We start from the raw sequence: 25,919 nt of genomic DNA, 5'->3' as shown, positions 1-25,919 counted from the left end.
TGTCGGTCCACAGTCCGGAGCAAAGCTTATGTCAGCGATCAGGCAACGTCATTTTTCGGCTCTTGCCGCCCTCTCCGTTGTGACCATCGTGGCCATGGCCACCCCGGCCCAGGCCCAGAAGAAGTCCGCTGGGGCAGATCCCGGACCGGTGTTCGAGGGCATGCTGCAATGCCGGACGATCACCGATGATTCCGCCCGGCTCGCCTGTTTCGACCGGCAGGTCGCCGCCTTTGCCGATGCCCAGAAGACCGGCGAGGTGATCGTCGCGGAACGCAAGGTGGTGGAACAGGCGCGCGAATCGGCGTTCGGCCTGGCGGTGGGGGAAAGCACCCTGCTGCGCGGTCCCGATGGAGAGCCGCTCAAGTCGCTATCGTCCAAGATCACCGGGCTGCGCCCCCTGCCCGGCAGCGGCCGTCTGTCGATCACGCTGGAGAATGGCAGCCGCTGGGAACAGACCGATCCACCGAGCTACATCTTTTCGCCCAAGCCCGGCCAGATGCTGGTGATCGATCGCGGAGCAATGGGGGGCTATCGGGCCAAGATCGAAGGCCGCACGGGCTTTACCCGAGTCCGCCGGGTGGAGTGATCGCGTCGGCGCGCGAAGTTGCGCGCCAGTTACTTGCAATCACTGACGGCCAATCACTGACGGGCAATCACTGGCCCATTGGCGGAACCAGCATCTGCGGGTCGATCCGCGCCTCGTTCCACTTCATGCTCCAGTGCAGATGCGGGCCGGTTGCGCGCCCGGTCGCGCCGATTCGGCCGATCTGCTGGCCCTGGCGCACGCGCTCGCCATCCTTCACGTCGATCGACGACAGGTGCAGGAAGGCGCTGTTGAGACCCATGCCATGGTCGATCATCAGCAGATTGCCTTCGAGCGAGAACGGTGACTGCGCAGCCAGGATGACCACGCCGTCCGCCGGCGCCACCACCGGCGCGCCGACTGGCCCTGCGACATCGACACCGCTGTGGAAGCTGCCGGGCTCGCCCGCATAGATGCGCTGCGACCCGAAAATCCCCGACACCCGCCCCGTGGCAGGCCAGATGAACGGCTGGCGCCAGCCGGCGCTGTCCGAACTGCGCAGCCGCGCGGAAGCGATCAGCTCGAGCTCGGGCTTGCGCCGCGCCATGAACGCTTCGCTCGGCACCCCGCCGCGTGCGGCGACCGCGATGAACTCGCGCCGCCAGGATCGCGGCTCGATCGAGAGCGGCTCGCTCACCACCTCGCCATCGTCAAAGCTGACGGTCAGCACGCCCAGCGGCGGCGCATCGCGGTTGAACCCCAGCAGGAACTGGCCGTCCTCGGCCAGCGGCACCTTCACCCCGTCCAGATCCAGCCCGACCACACCGCGGGGCGCAGTGCCACGCAGCAGCGCGCCCTGCACGGGTGCGCCGCTCAGCCGGATGCCGCTGGTCAATGGACGCACAGCGCCAAAGGGACGGGTGAGAAAGTCGGGTCCGCTGGCCTGCGTAGCCGCAGAAGGCGTGTCTTGCGAGGCGGGCGCGGCTTGGCCGATCGCGGGACCGGCAAGCGCCGCGGCGATCAGGCTCAGCGCGATTCCGCCCCGCGCCACAGGTTCAGCCCTGCCCCAGCGCGGCGCGCACCGAAATCTCGCAGCTGGCATAAGGCTCCTGCCGCTCGACGCTCCAGTAGCGCAGCTCTTCCAGATCGATCTTCTGCCCGGTTTCGGCGCACAGCACATGATCGCCCGGGCTGAGCAGACGAAAGCCGTTGGGCATATAATGCAGGCGCGCAGCCCGATCGCGGTTGGACATCAACATCTAAAGATCATGCTCCATCAAATCTGTATCGCAGGTTTACCGCTCGGTCGGCGGATGCCCTGCCCTTGACCTGCAGCCTATAACAATGCGCGCCGAGGTGCAAATTGCGCCCGGTCAGAACAGGCTGGACTGGCGCGGTTCGGTGGCCTGCGGTTTCGGACGAGCCGCAGCCGGCGGTGTGCGCGGCGGTGGCGACACCGGTCCATCGGCGGGCACGACATCGAGCACCCCGTCGCGAAAATGAAGCGCCAGGCTGGGCTCGCGCTGGGCTGAGGCGCGATCGAGCAGCGTGCGGCCATCGGCAGCCGTCACCCGGGCATAACCGCGCTGCAGCGGTGCGTCGGGGTCAAGCTGCGCCAGGACTCGCTCGAGCCCGGCCAGTCGCTCGCCTGCCCGCGTGGCGATCCGCTCGAGCATCGCCGGATCGAGCCTCAGCCGCGAAAGCCGCTCGCGCGCCAGGCCAGCACGCGCATCGAGCACCGCTGGCCGCAATGCGCCCGAAGCGCGCGCGAGCGTACCGCGCGCATCGGCGAGCCGCAGGCCCAAGGCCGCGCGCAGCCGCTCGCCCAGATCGTCGGCGCGCTGCTGTTGCGGGCTGAGCAGGTCCTGCAGCTTCGGCAGCCGCTGGGCTCGCGCCTCGAGCCGTTCGCGCGCCAGCCCCTGGGTACGGTTGATCGCCCGCGTGGCGCGCAGGCCGAGCTCGCCCAGCCCAGCCAGCAGATCGGCGCGCACCGGCACCGCCATTTCGGCTGCAGCCGTCGGGGTTGGCGCGCGGCGGTCGGCGGCGAAATCGGCGAGCGTGGTGTCCGTCTCGTGCCCAACGGCTGAGATCACCGGGATCGGGCTTTCGGCTATCGCGCGGACGACGGGTTCCTCGTTGAAGGCCCAAAGGTCTTCGATCGAGCCGCCACCGCGCGCAACGATCAGCAGGTCAGGCCGCCTGTCCTCGGGCATCGCGCTGAAGCCGCGCACAGCCGCTGCGACCTGCGCAGCAGCGCCCTCGCCCTGCACCAGCACCGGCCAGACCAGCACATGGCTGGGGAAGCGATCCGCCAACCGGTGGAGAATGTCGCGGATCACCGAGCCTGTGGGCGACGTCACCACGCCGATGGTGCGCGGCAGAAACGGCAGCGCGCGCTTGCGTGCGGGATCGAACAGCCCCTCGCCCGCCAGCCGCGCCTTGAGCTTTTCGAACAGCTGCATCAGCGCGCCCTCGCCCGCGAGTTCGAGCGATTCGATGGTGATCTGGTACTTCGAACGTCCGGGGAAGGTCGTCAGCTTGCCGGTGGCGATGACGTCGAGCCCATCTTCTGGCGCGAAATTCAGCCGCTGCGCCGTACCCTTCCAGATGATCCCGTCGATCAGCGCCTTGTCGTCCTTGAGCGCCAGATAGCAATGCCCTGACGCCGCGCGCTTGAATCCCGAAATTTCACCGCGAATCCGGACATGGCCAAAGCGGTCCTCCACCGTGCGCTTGAGCAGGTTCGAGATTTCCGACACCGACAGTGGCGGAGCGTTGTCGCCCGGCGCCATCTGGGCTAACAGCCCGCCGGAACGCGAGTTGGCATCATCTGAAAAGGGGTCGGGCATGAATATCCTGTTGGTGGGGAGCGGTGGCCGCGAGCATGCCCTGTGCTGGAAACTGGCGCAATCCCCGCAGGTGGAAAGCATCTTCGCCGCGCCCGGAAATCCGGGGATAGCCGAGCATGCACAATGCGTTGGCCTCGCGGTGTCCGATCATCCGGCGATTGTCGCGTTCTGTGCGGAACATCGCATCGGGCTGGTCGTAATCGGGCCTGAAGCGCCTCTCGTCGACGGCCTTGCCGACAGCCTGCGCGCTGCCGACGTGCCCGTGTTCGGGCCCTCCGCGAAGGCCGCGCAGCTCGAAGGCTCCAAGGGCTTCACCAAAGCCCTGTGCGACCGCGCGGGCATCCCCACCGCGCGCTATGTCCGCGCGAGCCATGCAGCAGAGGCGCACGCGGCTTTGGCCGATTTCGACCTGCCGGTGGTGATCAAGGCCGATGGGCTGGCAGCGGGCAAGGGCGTCATCATCGCCGAGACCGCCGAGGAGGCTGAGGACGCCATCGGGCACATGTTCGCAGGCGCCTTCGGTGACGCCGGGGCCGAGGTGGTGATCGAGGAGTTCATGACCGGCGAAGAGGCGAGCTTCTTCGCGATCACCGATGGCAGCGCGATCGTCGCCTTCGGATCGGCGCAGGACCATAAACGGGTGGGTGAAGGCGATACCGGGCCGAACACCGGCGGCATGGGCGCGTACAGCCCGGCTCCCGTCCTGACGCCGGAGCTTGAAGCGCAGGTGATGGAGCGGATCATTGCGCCGACCGTGACAACGCTCGCCGCCGAGGGGATGCCCTATTCGGGCGTTCTGTTCGCCGGGCTGATGCTGACCAGCGAAGGGCCGAAGCTCATCGAATACAATTGTCGCTTCGGTGACCCCGAATGCCAGGTGCTGATGACCCGGCTGCAGAGCGATCTGGCCGAGCTGGTGCTTGCGACCGCCAAGGGCGAGCTGGCCAGCAGCCCCCCTCCCCGCTTCTCGGACGACTATGCCCTCACCGTGGTGATGGCCGCCAAGGGCTATCCGGGCACCCCCGAAAAGGGCGGCGCGATTGCACTGGGCGACACTGGCGGCGCAAAGGTGTTCCACGCGGGGACCGCGCTGAAGGATGGCGGGCTGGTTGCAAGCGGTGGCCGTGTGCTCAACGTCACCGGCACCGGCAACAGTGTGACCGAGGCGCAGCGTGCGGCCTATGCCGCCGTCGATGCGATTAATTTCCCCGCCGGCTTCTGCCGCCGCGACATCGGCTGGCGCGAAGTGGCGCGCGAACGGGGTTAAAGCGCCGCCAACACCGCGTCGCCGATCTCCCGCGTCCCCATCGTCCCGCCGAGGTCCGCGCCCAGCGCCCCCGCATTGAGCGCGCCCGCCACCGCCGCCTCGATCCGCGCGGCTTCGGCTTCGAGACCGAAGCTGTGGCGCAACATCATCGCGGCGGAGAGGATCATCGCGACCGGATTGGCGAGGCCCTTGCCCGCGATATCGGGCGCGCTGCCGTGGATCGGTTCATAGGCACCCTTGGTGCCGAACGCGGTCTGCTGCGCACCCAGAGACGCCGAGGCAAGCAGGCCAATCGAGCCGACGCACATGCTCGCCTGATCGGACAGGATATCGCCGAATAGGTTGCCGGTGACGATGGTGTCGAACTTGCCCGGCGCGCGGACGAGCTGCATCGCGGCGTTGTCGACATACATATGCTCGAGCGTGACATCGGGATATTCCGCCGCGACCTCGATCATCACGTCGCGCCATAGCTGCGAGGTTTCCAGCACATTGGCCTTGTCCACCGAACACAGCCGCCCTGAGCGACCTTGCGCAGTCCGGAACGCGACATGCGCGATGCGGCGCACCTCGCTCTCGCTGTACGACATGATGTCATAGCCTTCGCGCTGGCCATCGGCGGTGGTGCGCATGCCCTTCTCGCCGAAATAGACGTCGCCGTTGAGCTCTCGGACAATCATCAGATCGATCGCGCCCGCGACCTCGGGTCGCAGCGAGCTGTGCGCCTCCAGCCCCGGAAACACCTTGGCAGGGCGCAGGTTAGCAAACAGGCTCAGCTCCTTGCGCATCCCCAGCACCGCCTGTTCGGGGCGCAGATGGCGTTCGAGGCCATCGCAAGCAGGATCGCCCACCGCGCCGAACAGCAGGGCATCGCATGCGTGCATCAGCGCCAGCGTCTCGGGGGGCAGCGGATGGCCATGGACGCGCCAGGCGGCGGCACCGACCAGGCCATCGTGCAGTTCCATCCCCGGCAGCTCGAGCGCGCGCAGCACGCGGACCGCTTCGGCCATGATTTCGGGGCCGATGCCGTCGCCGGGTAGAATTGCAATTTTCATGGTGTATCCCTGTCAGCTATCGCCGCGCGCATAGCCGCCGCCTGCACAGTCAGGCAACCATCCTTTTGAGCCGATCGATCATCATGCCGCGCGCCGCCAGCGGATCGGCGCGGCGTTCGGCAAAGAACTGGCGCTCGATGAAATGCCCGGTGAGCGCAAACCCCTGCAGCAATTGACCCCAATCGGGCTCGGCATCGCTGGTCATAAAGGGAGGCAAAAGCAGCAGCTTTTCGGCATAGACTCCGGCGGCGTGCAGCGACACCGCGCGCCCGGTGCGCGGGCTGACATAGGCCAGATCCTCGCGTTCGCCAGTCACCGCGCAGCGCTCCAGATCCATCCCGAAGCCGAGTTCGGCGAGCAGCAGCGCCTCATACTGCACCATCGCCCGCGCCCACCACCTCGCCGAGGGAGCCACGCAAACCAGTTCGAGCAGCGCCGCCAGCGCGGCGTACAATCGAGGAAAAGGCTGATCATCGGGCGCGACCGTAGCGGTGAGCAACGTCACCCACTCGAACGCAGCCGCCGCCAAGGGTTCCGCGTAATAAGGCGCGCGGCTGGTGGAGAGTTCAACCGTCAGGCTGGCGAGCTGATCCGGCGAGCGGCTGCGCAGCTCCGCCGTCACGAGGTTCGCGGGCATCAGCACCGGTCGCATCGCGGTCGATCGCCCCCCCTGCACATAGCCCGCCTGCAGGCCATGTTCGGGCGTAAACAACCGCGCCACCGCGCCATGCTCGCCATGCTTGCGCACCGTGCAGACGATCGCGGGGGTGCGGATGACGGGCAAGCTCAGCTATCCCCGGAAATAGTCATAGACCAGCTGCGCCATCGCCTTGGAGACGCCGGGGGCCATCTGCAGGTCCTGCAAGGAAGCGCTGCGCACAGCTTTTGCCGTGCCGAAGTGCATCAGCAATGCGCGTTTGCGCGCCGGGCCGATGCCGGGGACCTCGTCGAGCGGGCTGCTGGTCATCGCCTTCTTGCGCTTGCCGCGGTGCGCGCCGATCGCGAAGCGGTGCGCCTCGTCGCGCAGCCGCTGGAGGTAGAACAGCACCGGACTGTTGGTCGGCAGCGTGAACTCCTTGCCATCGGGCATGAAGAAGGTCTCGCGCCCGGCATTGCGATCCGGGCCCTTGGCGACGCCGACCAACGCGACATCCTCGATCCCCAGCACCGCCAGCGCTTCCATCGCAGCCTTGAGCTGGCCCTTGCCGCCATCGACCAGAACCAGATCGGGCCAGTCGCCGCCGCTGCGATCGGGGTCTTCGCTCTGCGCGCGCGCAAACCGCCGTTCGAACACCTCGCGCATCATCGCATAGTCATCGCCCGGCACGGTGTCGGCGCGCTTGATGTTGAACTTGCGATATGCCGCCTTGCGGAAGCCTTCGGGCCCCGCGACCACCATCGCGCCCAGCGCATTGGTGCCCTGGATATGGCTGTTGTCGTAGACCTCGATGCGGTCGGGCGGACCATCGAGCTCGAACAGGTCGGCCATCTCGGCGAGGTACTTGGCCTGGCTCGCGCTCTCGGCGACGCGGCGCTGCAATTCCTCGAGCGCGTTGCGCTGCGCCTGCTCGATCAGCCTTTTGCGCTCGCCGCGCTGCGGAACCAGCAGCTCGAGCTTGTGCGACATGTTGGCCGACAATGCCTCGACCACCAGATCGCACTCGAACGGCGTGCGGTCGGTGAGGATCAGGCGCGGCGGGGGCATGTCCTGATAGAACTGCATCAGGAAGCTGGGGAGGATCTCGGCCTCGTCGAGCTCCTGCACATGCGCGGGAAAGAAGCTGCGATGGCCCCAGTTCTGCCCGGCACGTATAAAGAACGCCTGGATGCACACCGTGCCGCCCTGGCTCGCCATCGCGAACACATCGGCGTCGGCGATGCCGTTGGCGTTCACTGCCTGGCTGCCCTGAATGAAGGTCAGCGCCTTCAATCGGTCGCGATATGCTGCGGCGCTCTCGAAATCGAGCGCCTGCGCCGCCGCTTCCATCCGCGCGCCCAATTTGGCCTGGACGTCGGTCGACTTGCCGGTGAGGAACGCACGCGCATCGCCCACCAAGGCCGCATATTCCTCCTTGCTGATCCGGTCTACGCACGGCGCCGAGCAGCGCTTGATCTGGTACAGCAGGCACGGCCGCGAGCGGTTGGCGAAAAAGCTGTCCGAGCACGAGCGCAGCAGGAACAGTTTCTGCAGCGAGTTCAATGTGCTCGTCACCGATCCGGCGCTTGCGAAGGGGCCGAAATACTGGCCCTTGTACTTCTGCGCGCCGCGGTACTTCGACATCCGCGGAAAATCGTGATCCTCGCGCAGCAGGATATAGGGGAAGCTCTTGTCGTCGCGCAGCAGCACATTGTACGCCGGGCGATAGCGCTTGATCAGCTGCGCCTCGAGCAGCAAAGCCTCGGCCTCGCTGTTGGTCGTGACGATCATCATCGACCGGGTCAACGATACCATCCGCTGCAGGCGGCGCGGCAATTTGTCGACCTGGGTGTAGTTGGTCACCCGATTCTTGAGTGCGCGCGCCTTGCCGACATAGAGCACGTCGCCGCGCGCATCGATCATCCGGTACACGCCAGGCCGTGTCGGCAGCGATTTCAGCTGGCTGCGGATCGCGGCGATTCCGGTGTCGAGATCGGGCGTATCGGCCCCGCGCACGCTATAGGTCGCCGCCTCCTCGAGGAAGCGGTCGGGCGCGCGCGGATTGCTGTCATTGGGGTGAGCGGGACGGCCTGCCATGGTGCGCGTGATGTGGCGTCAGGACGGCGGCAGGTCAATGGGCTAGCGGACTTGCAGCAATTCCCTCTCCCTCGCAGGGGAGAGGGGCAACAGAATCAATTCAGCCGCATGCCGAGCTGGGCGACGGTGCTGTCAACCAGCGACTTGTCCGCATCGGCGTTGTGGTTTTCGGCGATCAGCGTCGCGGCGGCACCTGCTGCAGCGGTGGCGACCTTGTTGCGGATCTCGGCGATGGCAGCGCGTTCGGCGGCGGCGATCTTGTCTGTCGCCATCTTCTGACGGCGGACGATCAGGTTTTCCGCATCGGTGCGCGCCTTGGCGCGGATGGCTTCGGCTTCCGCCTCGGCGCGCGCGTTCATGTCGGCGGCTTCCTGCGTTGCCGCAGCCAGCTTGGCCTCATATTCGGCGCGCAGCTTTTCGGCATCCGCACGCAGCGCCTGGGCTTCGTCGAGCTCGGCCTTGATGCTGGCGATCTTGCGATCGAGCGAAGCGCCGATCGTCGCCGGCACCTTCTTGTAGAGGATGATGCCGATCAGGATCAGCATTGCCGCCGAGACGAAGAAGGTGGCGTTGAGCAGGTGGACGCCGCCGATCGAGGGATCAGCATGTTCGCCCGCTTCGGACGCGAGGATGATGAGATCAAGCATCTGCCAGAGCTCCCTTGACCGCGCGGTTGACCTGCGGCTTGGTGATCTTTGCCGGGGTCAGCCGGGCGACGATATCCTGTGCGGCTTCGACCGCTACAGCTTCGATCTCCGACAGGGCAGATGCCTGCTGGGCAGCAATCGCGGCTTCGGCGTCGGCCAGATGGGCGGCGATGCCGACATCGGCCTCGCGAACCTTGGCTTCGGCTTCGCGGATGCCCTTGGCCTTGGCTTCGGCGGTGACCGCCATAGCCGCGTCGCGGGCACGGGCATGGGCTTGACGATAATCTTCCTCGATTTCGTCAGCGCGGGCATGCGCGGCCTTGGCAGCCGCGATGTCGCCGGCGATCTTGCCCTTGCGCAGATCGACCGTGCCCTGGATCTTCGGCAGCATCGAACGCCCGATAACGAAATAAATCAGTCCGAACGTGATCACCAGCCAGAAGAACTGGGACCCGTAGGTGGACATGATCTGGTCAATCTGGGGCATATCAAAGCTATCCGTGGATCAGAATCTTGAAGGTGCGAACCGGGACCGGCGGCAGGCCGGCCCCGGAAACGCGAATAATCAGGCGACGAAGATCAGGATCATCGCCACGACGAACGCCAGCAGGCCGAGAAGTTCGGCAGCGGCGAAGCCGATGAAGAGGCGGCCCTGCTGGCCGTCGGCAGCTGCCGGGTTGCGCAGTGCGCTTTCCAGGAACGAACCGAACACGTTACCCACGCCGATGGCGGCCATGCCGGCACCGATTGCAGCCAGGCCAGCACCGACCAGTTTTGCAGCTTCTGCGTCCATTGTAATACTCCTTAAGAAACTCGATTGGATGGAAAGATTGAGAGCGAAAAGAATAACTTAGTGCAGGTTCACCGCATCATTGATGTACAGCGAGGTGAGCAGCGCGAACACATAGGCCTGCACGACGGCGACCAGGATCTCGAGCGCGCTGATGCCGACCATCAGCGTCAGGCTGGGCAGCCCGACCATCAGGCCATAGCCGAGCCCGGCATTGGTCGAGTTGATCACGAAACCGGCCAGCACCTTGAGCAGGATGTGTCCTGCGGTCATCGCGACGAACAGTCGCAGACCCAGGCTGAACGGGCGGACCAGGAAGGACAGCAGCTCGACCAGGAAGATGAACGGTATCATCGGCAGCGGCGTGCCGTGCGGCACGAACAGCGAGAAGAAGTGGAACCCGTGGCGCGTGAAGCCGACGATCAGCACGATCGAGAAGCTGACAATGGCAAGGATGCCGGTGATCGTCAGATGGCTGGTCACGGTGAACGGATGGCCGCCGATCACACCGATGGGCAGCAGGCCCAGGATGTTGGCGAACAGGATGAACATGAACAGCGAGAACACATAAGGCGCGTATTTGCGGCCTTCGGCGCCGATATTGGCCACCAGCATGTCGTCGATGAAGCCGGTGAAGCTTTCGACCATCAGCTGCCAGCGACCCGGCACCAGCTCGCGCTTCATGCCACCCTGCATGAACACCCACAGCGCCACCAGCGTCAACAGCATCCACAGAGCGCTGTTGGTGAAGGCGATGGTCTGCCCAGCAATGTCGAAACCACCCGAGAAAATGGGCGCGATTTCGAACTGGTGCATTGGGTCGATTTTGCCTGACTCGGCTGCCACAACCTTACCTCTTCGTATCAATCTTCAGGCTTATCCTTCGGGGACTGCTGATTTTTCAGCCCCGCCGAATATGCGTTGGAAACCCGGATGATGTTCCTGAAGGCCACGAAAATCCCCAGAGCGAGGAACGTGATCAGGAGCCAGGGCGATGTGCCCAGCCAGCGATCAAACAGCCAGCCGAACAGCAAACCACCTGCAATACCCCCAAGCAGATCGGCGAGCACGCGGTTGCCCAGCCGATAATTCGCATCGACTGCGCCCCCTTTGCCGCTCACATCGGCCTGCTCCCGCTGCGTTATATCGCGCAGCCGATCACCGATGTGATCGATCCGCGCGTCGCCGCCAGAAGGGTCTTGCCCGGGTTCGTTCTCCGCCATTCGCCATACTCCTTGTTATTGGGCCAAAGGCTACAACAACCGAAAAGTCACGCAAAAAGCGGCGAGCTGACCCGCCAAGGCGCGGCCCGTTTAGAAAGGGCTGGTTCCCAAGTCAATGGCCATGCTGCGCTGCGCCATCGCGCATGAAAAAGCCCGGAATTCACAGGGAATTCCGGGCCGAAACATTTGCCGGGCGGCAATCTGCCTCACGGACAGCGCGCGTCGCGCACCGGCGGGCTGGAATCGCGAGTCTTCCAGCTGCCATCGGGCGCCTGGTATTTCTCGCCCGGCTTGGTGCGCGAAATCGTGTTGCAGCCGGCGGTGAAGGCGAACTGCTCGACAGTCGATCCTTCGGCCGAAGCGCGGTCGGTATAGACCTGCTTGCGCTTGAGGTTGATGTCGCTGACCATGCGCTGCAGCTGGCCGTCGCCGCCACCGACAATGCCCAGATAGCCATCGGGCTTTTCGCCGATCGACCCGTTCTCGCGCGCCGCCTCATAGGCTGGGTCACGCTGCGCCATAGCGGGCATGGCCAACCCCAGCGCCACAAAAGCCACCAGGCCGGTTTTCAATATTGCCCTGTTCATCAGAAAATCTCCGCATTCTCGTCGATCACCGCCTTGGCCTTGCCATCGAGCCGGTAGACGACCTCTTGTTTGATGTTGATGTTGAGGTTGATGACGATCGGCTTGTCAGGCGCCGATACCGTCACACAGCCCCCGAGCGCCGTCGCCGTGATTGCAAGTGTGGCCGCCAATGCCACCATTCCAACCGCCCGATTTCTCATCATCGCCATCCTGTGTGTCCCCTTCATGGACGATCCTCGCTTTCTGGGGGCTGAATGCCCGGTTTATCTGGTGGTGTCGCGCCGGGCAGCACGGCGCCCGGATTGTTGACCTGGCCGGGCAGCAACCCCAGCAGCGCCGGGTCGGTGACATATTGCGTATCATACAGCGATCGCGCCGACGTGATCAGCTGCAGGAACGGCGCACTGATCGTCACGTTGAACTGCAGCGGAAGCCTTTCAACCTGCCGCGTCAGGAAATTGCGCGACGCCCCCTCGCCCTGGCTGAGGCCATCAAAGCGGATGCGGGTGACCACCTCGCCCGCCAGATCTCCGTCCATCTCCACGATCAGATACTTGTAACGCAGCGATCGCAGGGCGTTGAACGCGAAGTTTGCCATCGTGCCGAGGTCTTCATACGTGAGCTCACCGACATAAGCGAGCGTGCCTCCATCCTCTATCACCTCCAGCCTGCCACCGCGGACATGGCCGCCATCCTTGTCGAACACGATCGGGATGACGCCGGCAAAATGCCCGGTGGCGTTGATGTTCTCGAAATCGAACCCGGCGAGGAACTGCGCGGCATCGACCCGGTCGACTCGGAACACCAAAGTCCGCGGCTGCTCGCTCACCAGATCGATCACGCCGGGATCAAGCAGCAGGCGCCCCCCTGCAAACGGCCATTCGCCGCCTTCCACCTGCATCCGGAAATCGGGCAGCAGCCGATAGCGAATCGTCCCGTTCGAGACCGCAAAGCCCGGATTGACCTCGGCGAGCCGCACCACCTGCCCCGGCCCGGTCTGCATCCCGAGCAGATCGCTGAACACGATATCCCCCGACAGCCCGCGCACGGGGCCGAAGGCGGCGGCGAAATCCAGCGAATCGGTGCGGAAGCGTCCGGTGCTGGAGGTAACGCCATTGGCGGACCAGTCGATCCGGCCCCTCCCCGCGAGCGTCCCGCGGGTGTTGGCGATGATGCCGAGCACGATATTGCTGACCATCTCGGGCTGCAGGTCATCATCGAACGTCAGCCGGTCGACAAACAGGTCGGCGTGCCCGGTGACGGACGAAAGGTCGTGTGCGATGGCCACGCGCAATACGTCGCGCGCGGTCTGCGGCTCGTCGAGCGTTCCGGTGACCGCAATCCGGCCATCCGCGAGCGTCAGCTGCATGTCGGTGCTGACCAAGGGCTGGAAGCGCGCAGGCACCTGCCGGTCGCGCAGCAGCCATTCGTCGCCCGACACGCCGAGCACCGAATCGACAAAGCTCCAGCTGCCGCTGCCGCGCGTGAGCAGCAACGGCACCGCGCCGATCGTCGCCTCGGCCTCGGCATAGCGCCCGCCCAGCGCCCCGCGCAGGTCGACGCTAAGATCGGCCGCCTTGATGTGCGTGCCCGATTCGAGGTTGCCGATCAGCAGATCGACATCGGACAGCATCGCCGAGCCTGGAAAGTCGACCGCCATTGCTCCGACCGCCAGCTGCATCGGAGACGATCCCAACCGCGCCTGCAGCCGCGTTGCCCCGCCCAGCCGCGCGGCCAGCTGCATGCCCCGTGCCCCCTGCCGCACCATCGGCTGGCCACGCAGCGGGCAAATCGTGATGGCTTGGCGGTCCGCGGTCAGATTGGCGAGTTGCAGGCGGTCGAAGCGCAGCGTCTGGCAGCCATCGTAAAGCGCCAGCCCGCTCGCCTCGCTCCATCGACCCTGCAACGGCAGCGCCAGCGCGCGCACCGATCCGCCGGGGATCGGGCCGGACAGCAATGCCCGTCCGCCGAAGGTCGCCAGCCCGCGGCCGTTCCACAGCGCAGAAAGCTCGGGCAGCGCCAGCGAGGCACCTCCGGCTGAATATTGCTCCATGCTGACCCTGAGTGCGTACGCCCCCTGCCCACGCGGGGTGATGCGCAGCTGCGCGCGCGGCAGCCCCTCGCCGCCGGTGGAGATGTTGCCAGCGACCTGTAGCGCATCACCGTCCTGCCGCAGGGTGAGGCTGTTGCCGCCGACCAGCCGGTCGCCGCGCGCGCCGGTCAGCGACAGGCGCGGGATCGTCAGCGCGAGCGATTCGCCGCCGCCGCGCGCCTGCAGGTCGAGCGCCAGATCGGATCCCGGGAGCGCCCGCCGCGCTGCCTGCGCCATCCGCGCAACCAATGGCCCGACCGGCAGATTGGCGCTCGCGGCTACGGCGTCGTCGAGCCCGGCGAGCCTTGCGCGATCGACCGTCAGCGCGCTGCCCTCGGCCCGTCCCTCGAACGACCAGCCCGGTGAGGCTCCGCCCAGCCGCAGAACGGCAATGCCCTTTGCGGCCATGTCGGCAAAGCCGATCCCCGAAGCGGCAGATTTGGCAAGCGCGAGGTCAACATCGGCATCGATCTGCTGCGCGGTTGCGGCGAAATCGATTTTGCCGCGCAGGTTAGAGGCAGCAAATCCGGCGGCCCGGATCGCGCCCGCTTGCGGGCCCAGCGACCCGCTGACCCGGTCGAGAGCGACATTGGCACTTGCGCGCACGGCAACCGCCGATCGCGCGATCGTCAGCCCGCCCGCCTGACACGCCAGCGCATCGAACCGCAGCGGGCCTTGGAATGCGGGCCGCTGCCCGGAGATGCTGACCGTGCCGTAAAGGCTGGGCTGGTCGAGCGTGCACCCGCGATAGGCAAGCTGCTTGCCCACCGCCGCCAGAGTGCCCTTGAACCCGCCGCGCAGATTGCCGCTGCCATCCGCCTTGATGCCCAGCGCGCCATACGGGCTGTCGATCTTGACGCGGGCATCACGCAGCGTCAGGTCCAGCCGCGACAGGCTGAAAGGCTCGGTGCTGTCGGTATAGAGGAAGCGGTCGAGGCTGCCGAAGCTGAGGCGCTCGTTCTCCCAGCGTCCGAAGGCGCGCAGGCCCTCGACCACGGCGCTGTCGACCGTCAGGCCGAACAGTCCGCCGCCGATATCGACCGTCAGCCGCTCGATCGTCGCATCGGGGCGCCTGGGATCGCCGAGCACCAGATTGCGCACCACCTGCCGCCCGACGCCGATCGATTCGATCTCGTAGGTCGCCGGCACGCCCTGCCGTTCCAGTTCGGCACCGATGAGATTGCGCGCGATGTCCTCGCGCTGGGTCCAGGCGATCAGGCCGACCAGCCCGAGCAACGCGATGCCATACAGCGCGATCTTCAACGGCCACGCTGTGCGCTGCCACGCCCGCACCTTGCGCGCGGGCGGGATCGCTTCGGCTTCGGTGTCGGCGTCGCTCATCCTGCCCTGAATGCGCTGCAACGCGCGTGGTTGCAACGCCGACCACGAAAAGTCGCGGCGGCAGAGGCGACGGGGACAAAGCGTTTGCCCGGCAGCATGCTAAAGATTAACCTCAAACCATGCCCTCCTCTTCGCCCGTGCTGCCTTTGCTGGCCGATGCCGAGATGCCCGATGCGGCGGCGGGTGGCCATCACGGCGCAGGGCATCGCTCGCGCCTTAGGCAGCGTTTGCTGAACGGTGACGGAACCGGGCTGCATGACCATGAAATCATTGAGTATCTGCTCGCCCTGGCGATCCCGCGCCGCGACACCAAGCAGCTGGCCAAGCAGCTGATCGACCATTTCGGCGGGCTGGCGGGCGTGCTGACTGCCGATGGCGATTCGCTGCGCGCGATCCCCGGAATGGGCGAGACCAGCGCAGCCGCGCTCAAGATCGTGCAGGTGGCCGCGTCGCGATTGGTCAGCGAACCCGTGCGCCGCCAGCCGATCCTGTCGAGCTGGCAGGCCTTGCTCGACTATCTCAGGCTCGACATGGCGCACCTGACCCGCGAGCGGGTGCGGGTGCTGTTCCTCAACGCCAAGAACATGCTGATCAGCGATGACAACATGTCCGAAGGGTCGGTCGATCAGGCGGCGATCTACACCCGCCAGGTGATCAAGCGCGCGCTCGATCTTGGGGCGACATCGCTGATCCTCGTCCACAATCACCCCAGCGGCAACCCGCAGCCCAGCAAGCAGGACATCCAGATCACCCGCGAGATCATCGAGGCGGGCAAACGGCTGGGGATCGATGTGCATGACCACATCATCATCGGGCTGGATGGGCATTCGAGCATGCGGTCGATGGGATTGATGTGACGACAATCCTCCCCGAGCTTGTCTCGGGGAGGTGGCAGCGCGCAGCGCTGACGGAGGGGCAGATGTTCAAACGGTTGCGCCATGCCCCTCCACCACGCCGCTACGCGTCGCGGTCCCCCTCCCCGAGACAAGCTCGGGGAGGACTTGAACCGGGAAATCCTCGACTAAACTGCTCCCTCACGCCATAGACCCGCGCCATGCCCTCCCCCGCCCCCACTCCTTATGACGCGATCATCCTCGGCGCAGGCGCCGCGGGATTGTTCTGCGCAGCGGTCGCCGGGCAGCGCGGGCGCAAGGTTCTGCTGATCGATCACGCCGATGCACCCGGCAAGAAGATCCTGATCTCGGGCGGTGGGCGGTGCAATTTCACCAATGTGAACACCCAGCCCGATCGCTATATCAGCGCGAACCCGCACTTCGCCAAGTCCGCTTTGGGCCGCTACAGCGCGCAGGATTTCATCGCATTAGTCGATGCTTATGGCATCGGCTGGCACGAAAAGACGCTGGGGCAGCTGTTCTGCGATGGCTCGGCCAGGCAGATCGTCGCGATGCTGCTCGACGAGTGCGCCAAGGGCGGCGTGCAGATCGCGCTGGGCCAGCCGATCGGCGACGTGGCGCACGCCGAAGGAACTTACCGCGTCACTTACGGCTCGAAAACAGCGTCCGCGCGGGCGTTGGTGATCGCCACCGGCGGGCCATCGATTCCCAAGATGGGCGCGACCGGATTTGCTTATGATCTCGCGCGGCAGTTCGGTCTCAAGGTTGTCGAGCCGCGCCCTGCGCTCGTGCCGCTGACGCTGGGCGGTGAAGAGACACTGTTCCGATCGCTCTCGGGGGTTGCCACCGAAGTCATCGTGCGCGCAGGCAAGACGGCGTTTCGCGAGGCGGCCCTGTTCACGCACAAGGGGCTGTCCGGCCCCGCGATCCTGCAGATTTCGAGCTATTGGCGCCATGGCGAGCCGGTCGCGGTCAACTTTCTGCCCGATACGCCCGCAGGCTGGCTGACCACGGCCAAGCGCAGCCAGCCCCGCGCCACCTTGCGCAGCGCCCTGGGTGGCCTCCTGCCCGACCGCCTCGCTGCGACGCTCGCCGAACGGCTGGCGGGCGACAAGCGCCTGGCCGATCAGAGCGACAAGTTGCTGGCCCAGGCCGAACGACTTTTGGGAGCTTGGGACTTTCACCCCAACGGCACCGAAGGCTATGCCAAGGCCGAAGTGACCGCGGGCGGCATCAGCACCGATGGCCTGTCATCGCAGACCATGGAGGCGCGCAAGGTGCCTGGCCTTTATGCGATCGGCGAGGCCGTGGATGTCACCGGCTGGCTGGGCGGGTACAATTTCCAATGGGCCTGGGCCAGCGGCCATGCCGCAGGGCTCGCCATCTGACACCAGGCCATCGAACCGGTCAGCGCGTGCGGCAGCGCCCGGTGTTGGTGTTTTCCACCGTGCCGTCGTCGTCATAGCGGATCTGCATGGTGTAGCCATCGGCAGCGATCGACCGGATCGTCGCCTTGTACCATTTGCCATCGCTCCACGCGCAGGAGATGCGGCTGCCCGCCTGCCAGTCGAACGGCACCACCGTATCGGCCTGGCGCGTCTCGACATCGCCATCGTCAAAGCGCACCGTGATCACCGATCCGCTGCGCGATTCGACCACGCCAGGATAGAACACGCTGCTGCCGCGCCAGGGCGAGAGCACCCAGTCGCCGACTTCCTGCGCCATGGCGCTTGCCGGAACGATGCACGCCGCTGCCATGATCATGGCTTTGGCAGCGAGAGACAGTGATTTCATTGCAGGCCATCCTTTCCAATATTCCCATGGGTAACCGCCGTCGCCGCTGCTGCGCGTCGGCGCAGACATCCGGCGATGCGACTCGTGCCTTGCCCGCATTCTGGAGATGCGGCGGGGCCCGGCGGCAATCTAATGCCGATCAGCGACCGCACCGCCACAAAAAACGACGAACCGAGCCAAAAACCCGCATTCGTGCTGCACCGCGCATGGAACATGCAGCAGGCTAACGCGTTGATGCTGCTGCGAATTCCATTCTTACCCACACAAGGCCTGAGACAATGCAAACGGCAGCGCCGCCCGTGCAATTCGATCGCGACGCCTATGTCGATCTGCTCAAGCGATCGATCACCAACTATCACTATCTGGGGCAAGAGGCCTCGTTCGAGCAGTTCCGCTGTGTCTCGCATTACGACATGGATCAGAGCGAGTGGAAGATCGACCGGTCGGTGCAGCCGACTACCCTGCTGCGCAAGGGGCAGCTCGACCTGATCGAACAGGCGGTGGTCGCGATCGAGGCTGCCCGCGTCCCCGGCGACTATATCGAGGCGGGCGTCTGGCGCGGCGGAGTCATCATACTGCTGCGCGCGCTGCTCGGCGCCTATCACATCGCCGACCGCAGGGTGTTTGCAGCAGACTCGTTCGCCGGCATTCCACTCAACACCCGCGCGCAGAACGACCCCGTCGACCAATGGTCGGATCGCTGGGTCGCGGGGCTCGACGAGGTGAAACGCAATATCGAGCGTTTCGGGATGCTCGACGAGCGGGTCAGGTTCGTCCCCGGCTTTTTCGCCGATACGCTGCATACGCTCGCCACTGAGCGCTTCTCGCTGATCCGGCTGGATTCCGATTCCTATGATTCTGTCGAGACATCGCTGGAATATCTCTATCCCCGGCTCTCCGATGGCGGGATCGTGATCATCGACGACTGGCATCTGCCCGGCTGCAGAATGGCGGTGACCGACTATCGCGACTATTTCGGAATCACCGACCCGATCTACGAACACGATGCCAATGCCTATTGGACCAGGAACGGCCGCAACCCTTTGCCGGGGCTCGTCTAACCGTCCTGGCCGCGCGGCTGTGGTGCGGCGGCCCGATTATCATTGTGCAACTGCACACTTTCGGCTACGCGCAATCGCTTGCAGCGACGCCCCTTTGTGCATCGCGCGCGGTTTCGCCTGAAGATGCGGAGCCTTCGCATCTTCAAGACGAATTGATAAGCCATGCCATTTGATACTGTTCCCGCCATCCTGTCGGACGCGCTCGACGCGCACGGCTATGATACCCTGACACCGGTCCAGCAGGCCGTGATCGCCCCGGACGCGCATGGCCGCGACCTGATCGTTTCGGCGCAGACCGGATCGGGCAAGACCGTCGCCTTTGGCCTTGCCATGGCAAGCGACCTGATCGGCGAGGATGGCCGCGTGGCCCCCAGCCACACCCCGCAGACGCTGATCGTTGCCCCGACACGCGAACTGGCACTCCAGGTCAGCCGCGAGTTCATCTGGCTCTATGGCCCCGCAGGTGCGCGCATCGCGACCTGTGTGGGCGGCATGGACGCATCCAAGGAACGCCGCGCACTGTCGCAGGGCGCACAGATCGTCGTCGGTACCCCTGGTCGCCTGCGCGATCACCTCGAACGCGGCGCACTCGACCTCTCCGGCCTCAAGGTGGCGGTGCTCGATGAAGCCGACGAAATGCTCGACATGGGCTTTCGCGAAGATCTCGAGGAAATCCTCGACGCGACCCCCGATGGCCGCCGCACCATGCTGTTTTCGGCAACCATGCCGCAGCCGATCGTCGCGCTTGCCAAGCGCTACCAGCGCGATGCGCATCGCATTTCGACCGTGGGCGCAGACCGCGGCCATGGCGATATCGAATATCTCGCGGTTACCGTGGCCCCTGCCGATATCGAGAACGCCGTCGTCAACCTGCTGCGCCTGCACGAGGCGGAAACAGCGATGCTGTTCTGCGCGACACGCGACAATGTCCGCCATCTCCATGCCAGCCTGATCGAGCGCGGCTTTTCCGCGGTCGCATTGTCCGGCGAGCACAGCCAGAACGAGCGCAACTCCGCGTTGCAGGCGCTGCGTGATCGCCGCGCGCGCGTCTGCGTCGCCACCGACGTTGCCGCCCGCGGGATCGATCTGCCCAGCCTTTCGCTTGTGATCCATGTCGAGCTGCCGCGCGACATGGACACGCTCAAGCACCGCTCGGGCCGCACCGGACGCGCGGGCAAGAAGGGTACCGCGCTGATGATCGTGCCCTATCCGCGCCGCCGCCGCCTCGAATCGATGCTGCGCGGAGCCAATATCAACGCGCAGTGGATCAACGCGCCGTCGGCCGAGGACATCCGCCGCGCCGACCATGACCGCCTGCTCGACAAATTGCGCGCGCCGGTCGAGGCTGACGAGGCCGACCGCATGCTGGCCGAGAAGCTGCTGGGCGAACGCACCGCAGAAGACATCGCGATCATGCTGGTGCAGGCGCACCGCGCGCAGATGCCATTGCCCGAGGAACTGCTCGACGCCGATTCATCGCCGCCCCCGCGCGAAACTGGCCCGCGCGCCGGGTTCGAGGACACGGTATGGTTCACGATGAACATCGGACGCCGCCAGAACGCTGACCCGCGCTGGCTGCTGCCTTTGCTGTGCCGTCGCGGCCACATCACCCGCAGCGAGATCGGTGCGATCCGCCTTGGTGACGAGCAGAGCCATTTCGAGGTTCCCCGTGCCGTTGCCGATCGCTTTGCCGAAGCTGTAGAGCGTACCGCAGGCGGCGAGGACAGCGACGAGGGCAGCCTGGTGATCGCGCGTGCCGATGGTCCCCCGCAGGGCCACAGCCGCTCGGGCCCGCCGCGCCGCCCCGAAGGCCGCAACGGTTCGGGATCGGGCTACAAGGGCAAGGGCAATTCCGGCCCGCTCAAGCCTCGCTATGAAGCCAAGGCATTCGGCGAGAAAAAGCCGTTCGGCGACAAGAAGCCGTTCGGCGATCGCAAGCCTGCAGGCGACCGCAAGCCCTATGGCGAGCCGCGCGCGTTTGGCGACAAGAAGCCCTTCGGCGACAACAAGTCGTTTGGTGACAAAAAGCCCTATGGCGACAAGAAGACCAATGCCGACCGGGCATCCTTCGCCGACAAGCCGCGCGGACCGCGCAGCGATGGTCCGCGCAGCGATGGCCCGCGTTCGGGTGGCCCCGGCGGCGGCAAGCCCTTCGCCCCGCGCGGCGACAGCCGTCCACGTCCCGAAGGCAAGCCCCGCTTTGATGCCAAGCCGCGCGCAGGTGGCCCCGGCAAGCGCCCCAAGGGCTGAGCCTATCCTGGAATAGAATTCGCCTGCCTTGCCCTTCGCGCTCTCAGCGAGGGGAGGCAGGCGGCCATTCCCAGCGTTTTCATAGCCTCGTCATTCCCGCGAACGCGGGAATCCCGCTTTTGCGCGACTGCGGAAGATGAGCGGGCCCCCCGCGTGCGCGGGCGTGACGATCGACTGGGCGTTTGCTTTGCTGACGCGCTGCAACTCGGCTTCCGCCTGGCGCCACCTTACGGCGCTGTAATCGCCTCGCCGCCCAGCGCGCGGTACAGCGTCACCCGGTTGCTCGCTTCCACCAGCCGCGTCGTCAGCAGCGTGCGCTCTGCGGTGTAGAGCGAGCGTTGCGCATCGAGGCTGGTGAGGAACGAGTCCAGCCCGCCGCGATAGCGCATGTCGGTCAGCCGGTAGTTGTCCTCCGCCGCCTCGACAAAGGCGCGGGTGGCGCGGAGCTGTTCGGTGATCGTGCCGCGGCGCGCCAGAGCATCGGCGACATCGCGGAATGCCGCCTGGATCGCGCCTTCATAGCCTGCCACCGCCGCATCGCGCTGCGCCTGCGTCTGCGCCACGCCGGCCTGCGCGGCGCCGCCGGCAAACAGCGAATAGCGCACATTGGCGCCTGCCGAATAATTGAACGCCGCGCCGGTGAACAGCGTCGACAACGCGTTGCTGGCAAGCCCTGCAAGCCCCGTCAGCGTGATCCGCGGGAAGAGCGCTGCGCGCGCCGCGCCGATCTCGGCATTGGCGGCGCGCAGCTCATACTCCGCCTGCATCACATCGGGGCGGCGCAGCAGGATGGTGGAATCGAGCCCGGCGGGCAAAGTCTTCACCGCCTCGCCCGCATCGGCGAGCGATCGCGGCAGCAGCGCCTCGTCGACCGGGGCCCCCACCAGCAGCTGCAAGGCGTTGACATCCTGCGCCAGCGCGGTGGTCTGTGCGGCGATATCGGCCTCGGCGGTCGCGAGGATCTGCTCGGCCTGGCGCAGATCGGTGCGCGGCGCGATGCCGCCATCGAGCCGCAGCCGGGTCAGCTTCACACGCTCGCGCGCGTTCGCGGCGGTGTCCTCGGCCAGCTTGAGCAAAGAGCGGTCGGTGGCATAGGTCAGCCAGGCATCGGCGATATCGCCGATCAGCGTCAGCCGCGTGGCGCGCGCCGCCGCCTCGGTGCCGAAATAGCGGTTGAGCGCGGCATCGGACAGCGATTGCAGCCGCCCGAACAGGTCCAGCTCGAATGCGGTGGTGCTGACATCGGCGGTATAACGCACCCCTGCGGTCGAGCGACTCGCGGTCGGGCTGTTGCCGATGTCGACATCCTGGTTGCGGTTCTGGTTGGCGGTGCCGTTGTCGAACTGCGTGCGACCCGCCGCCACCCCGATCTGCGGAAGCTGAGAGGCCCGCTGGATTCGGAACTGCGCGCGCGCGGCCTCGATATTGGCGGCTGCGATGCGCAAGTTGCGGTTGTTGGCCAGCGCCTGATCGATCACTTGCGCCAGCCGGGGATCGACGAACACATCGCGATAGGACAATACCGGCAGAGACGCCTCGCTCTGCGCCAGATAGGCATCGCCCACCGGCCAGGATTGCGGCACCGGCAGCTCTGGCTGGACATATTTGGGCGCCATCGAACAGCCCGAAAGCAACGCGATCGCGATCAGTGCAGCGCCCCTCATGCCGCGCCCTCGCTCGTTTTAGGTTCGCCGATGTGCAGCTTCTTCAAGGTATCGCGCGTGGTGCGGCGGACCAGCACGAAGAACAGCGGGATGAAGAAGATCGCCAGCACCGTCGCGGTCAGCATGCCGCCGATCACCGACGTGCCGATGGCGATGCGGCTGTTGGCCCCTGCTCCGCTGGATAGCGCCAGGGGGAGCACGCCGAAGATGAAGGCAAGGCTGGTCATCAGGATCGGTCGCAACCGCAGCCGCGCCGCTTCCAGCGCCGCATCGATCACGCGGCTCCCACGCTTTTCCGCCTGTTCGGCGAACTCGATCACCAGAATGGCGTTCTTCGCCGCCAGCCCCATGGTGGTGAGCAGCCCGATCTGCAGATATACGTCGTTCTCCAGCCCGCGCAGCGTCACCGCGAACACCGCGCCGACCAGCCCCAGCGGGATGACAAGCATCACCGCAACTGGAATGGTCCAGCTTTCGTACAGTGCAGCCAGGCACAGGAAGACAACCAGCAGCGAGAGGCCGTAAAGCAAGGGCGCCTGTCCTGAGGACAGCCGTTCCTGAAACGACAGGCCAGACCAGGCGACGCCGACCCCGGGAATCTCTTTCGCAAGCTCCTCGATCCGGTCCATCGCAGCGCCCGAGCTTTCGCCCGGCGCAGCCTGGCCTTCGAACTGGAAGCTGGGATAGCCCTGAAAGCGCGACAGCGTGGTCGGCGTGGTCGCCCAGCTGGTGCGGGCAAAGGCGGAGAACGGCGCCATCTGGCCCTGCGCGCCGCGCACGAACCAGGCATTGAGATCATCGGGCGTCGCGCGATAGGGCGCGTCGCCCTGCACGAACACGCGCTTGACCCGGCCGCGATCGATGAAGTCGTTGACATACTGCCCGCCCCAGGCGGCCGACAGCGTGGTGTTCACATCCTGCTGGTTGAGCCCCAGCGCTGCCAGCTTGGGCTGATCGATGTTGACCTGCAGCGTCGCGACATCGGGCAGCTCGCCCAGCCGGACGCCGGCCAGCACAGGGTCGCCTTCCGCCAGCTCGAGCAATTTGTCGCGCGCGGCGGTAAACTCTTCGCGAGTCATGCCGCTGGTGTTCTGCAACTGTAGGCTGAAGCCGTTGGTCTGCCCAAGGCCGCGAATGGCGGCGGGGACAAGCGCGTTGACCTGCGCATCGCGGAACTGCGAAAATGCCTTTCCGGCGCGCTCGACAATTCCGTCGGCTGAGTTTTCCGCGCCCTCGCGCTCGGACCAGTCGACGAAGTTGACGAAGCCCTGGCCGGTGTTCTGTCCCGCCGCGCCTTGCCCGCCACCGGCAACGATGAACATCACCGCGATGTTGTCGCGTTCCTTTTCCAGCATGTACTTCTCGATCGCCAGCTGCACCTCGCGGGTGCGACCCTGGGTGGCACCGGCGGGCAGGCGGAATTGCACGCGCGCAGAACCCTGGTCCTCGGTCGGCAGGAAGCTGGTGGGCAGCCGCACGAACAGCACCGCGAGCAGGACCAGGACGATCGCATAGATCGCAAGGAACAGCCATTTGCGGTCCACCACCTTCTCGACCGCAGCGACATAGCGGTCGGTACCGCGCGCAAAGCCGTGGTTGAACCAGTGCTGCGCCTTGTCGACGCGCCGCGCGCCAGCTGGCCAGCGGCGTTCGAGCCAGCTTTGCCGCTCGTGCCCGTCGATCTGCTTCTGCCGCAACAGGCTGGCGGTCAGCGCCGGGCTGAGGATCAGCGCGACCAGCGCCGAGAGGACCATCGCCGAGACGATGGTGATCGAGAACTGGCGGTAGATCACCCCGGTCGATCCGCCGAAGAACGCCATCGGCAGGAACACCGCAGAGAGCACAACCGCAATGGCGACCAGCGCGACCTGGATTTCGGCCATCGACTTGATCGTGGCTTCCTTGGGCGTGAGCTCGGGGTCTTCCTCCATCAACCGCTCGACGTTCTCGACGACCACGATGGCATCATCGACCAGCAGGCCGATGGCCAGCACCAGCCCGAACAGGGTGAGCGTGTTGATCGAGAAATCGAACAGATAGAAGATCGCGAACGTGCCCAGCAGCACCACCGGAACCGCGATGGTGGGGATCAGCGTCGCGCGCCAGCTCTGCAGGAACACGAACATCACGATGACGACCAGGATGATCGCCTCGATCAGCGTCTGGACGACCTCGTCGATCGACAGCCGGATGAACGCGGTGGTATCGTTGGCATAGGCGACCTTGTAGCCGGGCGGGAAGTTCGCCTCAGCCTCGCTGACCGCCTGCTTGACCAGATCTGCGGTTGCCAGCGCGTCGGCGCCCGGCGCGGACGACACCGCAAGACCTGCCCCCGGATGGCCGTTGATCCGGCTGGATGCGGAGTAATTCTCTGCCCCCAACTCCACCCGGGCGACATCGGACAGGCGGACGATCGCGCCGCTCTGTTCGGACTTGAGAATGATCGCCTTGAACTCGTCGACGGTTCGCAGCCGCGATTGCGAGGTTACCGTGGCGTTGAGCTGGTTGGTATCGGGCTGGGGCAGGCCACCCACCTCGCCTGCGGCCACTTCGGTGTTCTGGTTACGGATCGCGGTGATCACGTCACCGGGCATCAAACCGACCGAAGCCAGCCGGTCCGGGTCCATCCAGATGCGCATCGCATATTGCGAGCCGAACACGTTGGTCTCGCCGACCCCCTCGATCCGCGCGAGCTGATCCTGCAGGTTGGAGACGAGGAAGTCGGAGACGTCGATATTGGTGCTGCGGTCGGTCTCATCGTAGACGCCGACGATCAGCAGGAAATCGGGGTTGGACTTGGTAACGCGCAGCCCCTGCTGCTGCACCTGCTGCGGCAGGCGGGCCAGCGCCTGCTGGACCTGGTTCTGCACCTGGACCTGAGCGATATCGGGATCGGTGCCCTTTTCGAACGTCGCGCTGATCGTCACCTGCCCGCGCGAGCTTGAGCTGGAATTGAAATAGAGCAGCCCGTCGATCCCGGTGAGCTGCTGCTCGATGATCTGGGTGACGCTGTTTTCCAGCGTGTCCGCCGATGCTCCGGGGAAGGTCGCGCGGATGTTGACCTGTGGCGGAGCGACATCGGGATATTGTTCGATCGGCAGCAGATAGATCGCCCCGACCCCGGCCAGCATGGTGATGATCGCCAGCACCCAGGCGAAGATCGGCCGCTCTATGAAGATCCGTGACAT

Annotated in this window: 22 protein-coding genes and 1 pseudogene; 6 read left to right on the top strand and 17 right to left on the bottom strand. The window is 65.8% G+C overall.

Annotation, left to right across the window (positions count from 1 at the left end):
• The first annotated feature begins 94 nt into the window (after window positions 1-94).
• Window positions 95-586: a hypothetical protein gene (locus tag B5J99_RS10885; protein WP_162892562.1), complete on the top strand. Its 492-nt coding sequence runs from the start codon at window positions 95-97 to the stop codon at window positions 584-586.
• A gap of 67 nt (window positions 587-653) precedes the next feature.
• On the opposite strand, the gene B5J99_RS10880 is transcribed toward B5J99_RS10885, so the two are convergent.
• The 3 genes from B5J99_RS10880 to xseA all read right to left on the bottom strand — a co-directional run bounded on the left by B5J99_RS10880 (window position 654) and on the right by xseA (window position 3,372).
• Window positions 654-1,574 (bottom strand): M23 family metallopeptidase, encoded by a 921-nt coding sequence (locus B5J99_RS10880; RefSeq protein ID WP_425456395.1) that lies wholly within the window; start codon window positions 1,572-1,574, stop codon window positions 654-656.
• A 4-nt stretch (window positions 1,575-1,578) separates the two neighbouring features.
• Window positions 1,579-1,782, bottom strand: coding sequence for a DUF2093 domain-containing protein (locus tag B5J99_RS10875; RefSeq protein ID WP_054134421.1), 204 nt, complete (start codon window positions 1,780-1,782; stop codon window positions 1,579-1,581).
• A gap of 114 nt (window positions 1,783-1,896) precedes the next feature.
• Window positions 1,897-3,372 (bottom strand): exodeoxyribonuclease VII large subunit, encoded by a 1,476-nt coding sequence (xseA, locus tag B5J99_RS10870; RefSeq protein WP_117352387.1) that lies wholly within the window; start codon window positions 3,370-3,372, stop codon window positions 1,897-1,899.
• Between xseA and purD the strand changes: the two genes are divergently transcribed.
• On the top strand, window positions 3,371-4,639 hold the full coding sequence (gene purD / locus B5J99_RS10865; RefSeq protein WP_117352386.1) for a phosphoribosylamine--glycine ligase: 1,269 nt from the start codon (window positions 3,371-3,373) through the stop codon (window positions 4,637-4,639). The genes xseA and purD overlap by 2 nt on opposite strands.
• On the opposite strand, the gene leuB is transcribed toward purD, so the two are convergent.
• From leuB to B5J99_RS20100, 11 genes are all read right to left on the bottom strand, one after another.
• Window positions 4,636-5,694, bottom strand: a complete 1,059-nt coding sequence (leuB, locus tag B5J99_RS10860) for a 3-isopropylmalate dehydrogenase (protein WP_117352385.1) — start codon at window positions 5,692-5,694, stop codon at window positions 4,636-4,638. The genes purD and leuB overlap by 4 nt on opposite strands.
• Before the next feature lie 49 nt (window positions 5,695-5,743).
• Entirely contained in the window at window positions 5,744-6,478 is a 735-nt protein-coding gene (gene recO / locus B5J99_RS10855; protein WP_117352384.1) for a DNA repair protein RecO, read from the bottom strand.
• Window positions 6,479-6,484: 6 nt separating this feature from the next.
• Complete coding sequence (gene uvrC, locus B5J99_RS10850) at window positions 6,485-8,428, bottom strand: excinuclease ABC subunit UvrC (RefSeq protein ID WP_117352383.1); 1,944 nt, start codon at window positions 8,426-8,428, stop codon at window positions 6,485-6,487.
• Window positions 8,429-8,523: 95 nt separating this feature from the next.
• Window positions 8,524-9,075, bottom strand: coding sequence for a F0F1 ATP synthase subunit B family protein (locus tag B5J99_RS10845; RefSeq protein ID WP_054134427.1), 552 nt, complete (start codon window positions 9,073-9,075; stop codon window positions 8,524-8,526).
• Window positions 9,068-9,562 (bottom strand): F0F1 ATP synthase subunit B family protein, encoded by a 495-nt coding sequence (locus tag B5J99_RS10840; protein WP_054134428.1) that lies wholly within the window; start codon window positions 9,560-9,562, stop codon window positions 9,068-9,070. Before B5J99_RS10840 ends, B5J99_RS10845 begins: the two co-directional genes overlap by 8 nt.
• A 78-nt stretch (window positions 9,563-9,640) precedes the next feature.
• Window positions 9,641-9,868 carry a F0F1 ATP synthase subunit C gene (locus B5J99_RS10835; RefSeq protein ID WP_023839593.1) on the bottom strand — a complete coding sequence of 76 codons (228 nt, stop codon included), beginning with the start codon at window positions 9,866-9,868 and terminating at the stop codon, window positions 9,641-9,643.
• Between the two features lie 57 nt (window positions 9,869-9,925).
• Window positions 9,926-10,711 carry a F0F1 ATP synthase subunit A gene (locus tag B5J99_RS10830; RefSeq protein WP_054134429.1) on the bottom strand — a complete coding sequence of 262 codons (786 nt, stop codon included), beginning with the start codon at window positions 10,709-10,711 and terminating at the stop codon, window positions 9,926-9,928.
• Window positions 10,712-10,728: 17 nt separating this feature from the next.
• Window positions 10,729-11,088 carry an AtpZ/AtpI family protein gene (locus tag B5J99_RS10825; RefSeq protein WP_069049545.1) on the bottom strand — a complete coding sequence of 120 codons (360 nt, stop codon included), beginning with the start codon at window positions 11,086-11,088 and terminating at the stop codon, window positions 10,729-10,731.
• Window positions 11,089-11,294: 206 nt separating this feature from the next.
• Entirely contained in the window at window positions 11,295-11,675 is a 381-nt protein-coding gene (locus B5J99_RS10820) for a YdbL family probable chaperone protein (protein ID WP_117352382.1), read from the bottom strand.
• Window positions 11,675-11,884, bottom strand: coding sequence for a YnbE family lipoprotein (locus B5J99_RS10815; RefSeq protein ID WP_369814828.1), 210 nt, complete (start codon window positions 11,882-11,884; stop codon window positions 11,675-11,677). The genes B5J99_RS10820 and B5J99_RS10815 overlap by 1 nt, the downstream gene beginning before the upstream one ends.
• A 14-nt stretch (window positions 11,885-11,898) precedes the next feature.
• Window positions 11,899-15,108, bottom strand: a complete 3,210-nt coding sequence (locus B5J99_RS20100; RefSeq protein WP_117352381.1) for an intermembrane phospholipid transport YdbH family protein — start codon at window positions 15,106-15,108, stop codon at window positions 11,899-11,901.
• A 164-nt stretch (window positions 15,109-15,272) separates the two neighbouring features.
• On the opposite strand from B5J99_RS20100, the gene radC reads away from it, so the two are divergent.
• Window positions 15,273-15,965 carry a RadC family protein gene (gene radC / locus B5J99_RS10805; protein WP_117353461.1) on the top strand — a complete coding sequence of 231 codons (693 nt, stop codon included), beginning with the start codon at window positions 15,273-15,275 and terminating at the stop codon, window positions 15,963-15,965.
• A 197-nt stretch (window positions 15,966-16,162) separates the two neighbouring features.
• A complete protein-coding gene (locus B5J99_RS10800; protein ID WP_117352380.1) occupies window positions 16,163-17,350 on the top strand; it encodes a BaiN/RdsA family NAD(P)/FAD-dependent oxidoreductase in 1,188 nt (395 codons plus the stop codon).
• Between the two features lie 19 nt (window positions 17,351-17,369).
• Here the strand turns inward: B5J99_RS10800 and B5J99_RS10795 are convergent, their stop codons facing one another.
• Entirely contained in the window at window positions 17,370-17,756 is a 387-nt protein-coding gene (locus tag B5J99_RS10795) for a tudor domain-containing protein (RefSeq protein WP_156317986.1), read from the bottom strand.
• Between the two features lie 299 nt (window positions 17,757-18,055).
• Between B5J99_RS10795 and B5J99_RS10790 the strand changes: the two genes are divergently transcribed.
• Both B5J99_RS10790 and B5J99_RS10785 read left to right on the top strand, forming a co-directional pair.
• Window positions 18,056-18,817 carry a TylF/MycF/NovP-related O-methyltransferase gene (locus tag B5J99_RS10790; RefSeq protein ID WP_211337813.1) on the top strand — a complete coding sequence of 254 codons (762 nt, stop codon included), beginning with the start codon at window positions 18,056-18,058 and terminating at the stop codon, window positions 18,815-18,817.
• A gap of 162 nt (window positions 18,818-18,979) precedes the next feature.
• Window positions 18,980-20,728: pseudogene (locus B5J99_RS10785) on the top strand (DEAD/DEAH box helicase); the annotation flags it as partial.
• 566 nt (window positions 20,729-21,294) lie between these two features.
• On the opposite strand, the gene B5J99_RS10780 reads toward B5J99_RS10785, so the two are convergent.
• Window positions 21,295-22,731, bottom strand: coding sequence for an efflux transporter outer membrane subunit (locus B5J99_RS10780; RefSeq protein WP_117352376.1), 1,437 nt, complete (start codon window positions 22,729-22,731; stop codon window positions 21,295-21,297).
• Window positions 22,728-25,919, bottom strand: a complete 3,192-nt coding sequence (locus B5J99_RS10775) for a multidrug efflux RND transporter permease subunit (RefSeq protein ID WP_117352375.1) — start codon at window positions 25,917-25,919, stop codon at window positions 22,728-22,730. The genes B5J99_RS10780 and B5J99_RS10775 overlap by 4 nt, the downstream gene beginning before the upstream one ends.

The organism is Blastomonas fulva (genome assembly GCF_003431825.1).
Taxonomy (GTDB): Bacteria; Pseudomonadota; Alphaproteobacteria; order Sphingomonadales; family Sphingomonadaceae; genus Blastomonas; species Blastomonas fulva.
This window is presented reverse-complemented; position numbering and strand designations above follow the sequence as displayed.

Bases quoted from the DNA above. Each gene is read 5' to 3' on its own strand.
- leuB (WP_117352385.1), bottom strand. From the start codon at position 5,694: ATGAAAATTGCAATTCTACCCGGCGACGGCATCGGCCCCGAAATCATG.
- radC (WP_117353461.1), top strand. From the start codon at position 15,273: ATGCCCGATGCGGCGGCGGGTGGCCATCACGGCGCAGGGCATCGCTCG.
- B5J99_RS10815 (WP_369814828.1), bottom strand. From the start codon at position 11,884: ATGGCGATGATGAGAAATCGGGCGGTTGGAATGGTGGCATTGGCGGCC.
- B5J99_RS10800 (WP_117352380.1), top strand. From the start codon at position 16,163: ATGCCCTCCCCCGCCCCCACTCCTTATGACGCGATCATCCTCGGCGCA.
- B5J99_RS10845 (WP_054134427.1), bottom strand. From the start codon at position 9,075: ATGCTTGATCTCATCATCCTCGCGTCCGAAGCGGGCGAACATGCTGAT.
- B5J99_RS10820 (WP_117352382.1), bottom strand. From the start codon at position 11,675: ATGAACAGGGCAATATTGAAAACCGGCCTGGTGGCTTTTGTGGCGCTG.
- B5J99_RS10780 (WP_117352376.1), bottom strand. From the start codon at position 22,731: ATGAGGGGCGCTGCACTGATCGCGATCGCGTTGCTTTCGGGCTGTTCG.
- B5J99_RS10795 (WP_156317986.1), bottom strand. From the start codon at position 17,756: ATGAAATCACTGTCTCTCGCTGCCAAAGCCATGATCATGGCAGCGGCG.
- B5J99_RS10885 (WP_162892562.1), top strand. From the start codon at position 95: ATGGCCACCCCGGCCCAGGCCCAGAAGAAGTCCGCTGGGGCAGATCCC.
- purD (WP_117352386.1), top strand. From the start codon at position 3,371: ATGAATATCCTGTTGGTGGGGAGCGGTGGCCGCGAGCATGCCCTGTGC.
- B5J99_RS20100 (WP_117352381.1), bottom strand. From the start codon at position 15,108: ATGAGCGACGCCGACACCGAAGCCGAAGCGATCCCGCCCGCGCGCAAG.
- uvrC (WP_117352383.1), bottom strand. From the start codon at position 8,428: ATGGCAGGCCGTCCCGCTCACCCCAATGACAGCAATCCGCGCGCGCCC.
- B5J99_RS10840 (WP_054134428.1), bottom strand. From the start codon at position 9,562: ATGCCCCAGATTGACCAGATCATGTCCACCTACGGGTCCCAGTTCTTC.
- B5J99_RS10775 (WP_117352375.1), bottom strand. From the start codon at position 25,919: ATGTCACGGATCTTCATAGAGCGGCCGATCTTCGCCTGGGTGCTGGCG.
- xseA (WP_117352387.1), bottom strand. From the start codon at position 3,372: ATGCCCGACCCCTTTTCAGATGATGCCAACTCGCGTTCCGGCGGGCTG.
- B5J99_RS10835 (WP_023839593.1), bottom strand. From the start codon at position 9,868: ATGGACGCAGAAGCTGCAAAACTGGTCGGTGCTGGCCTGGCTGCAATC.
- B5J99_RS10825 (WP_069049545.1), bottom strand. From the start codon at position 11,088: ATGGCGGAGAACGAACCCGGGCAAGACCCTTCTGGCGGCGACGCGCGG.
- B5J99_RS10875 (WP_054134421.1), bottom strand. From the start codon at position 1,782: ATGTTGATGTCCAACCGCGATCGGGCTGCGCGCCTGCATTATATGCCC.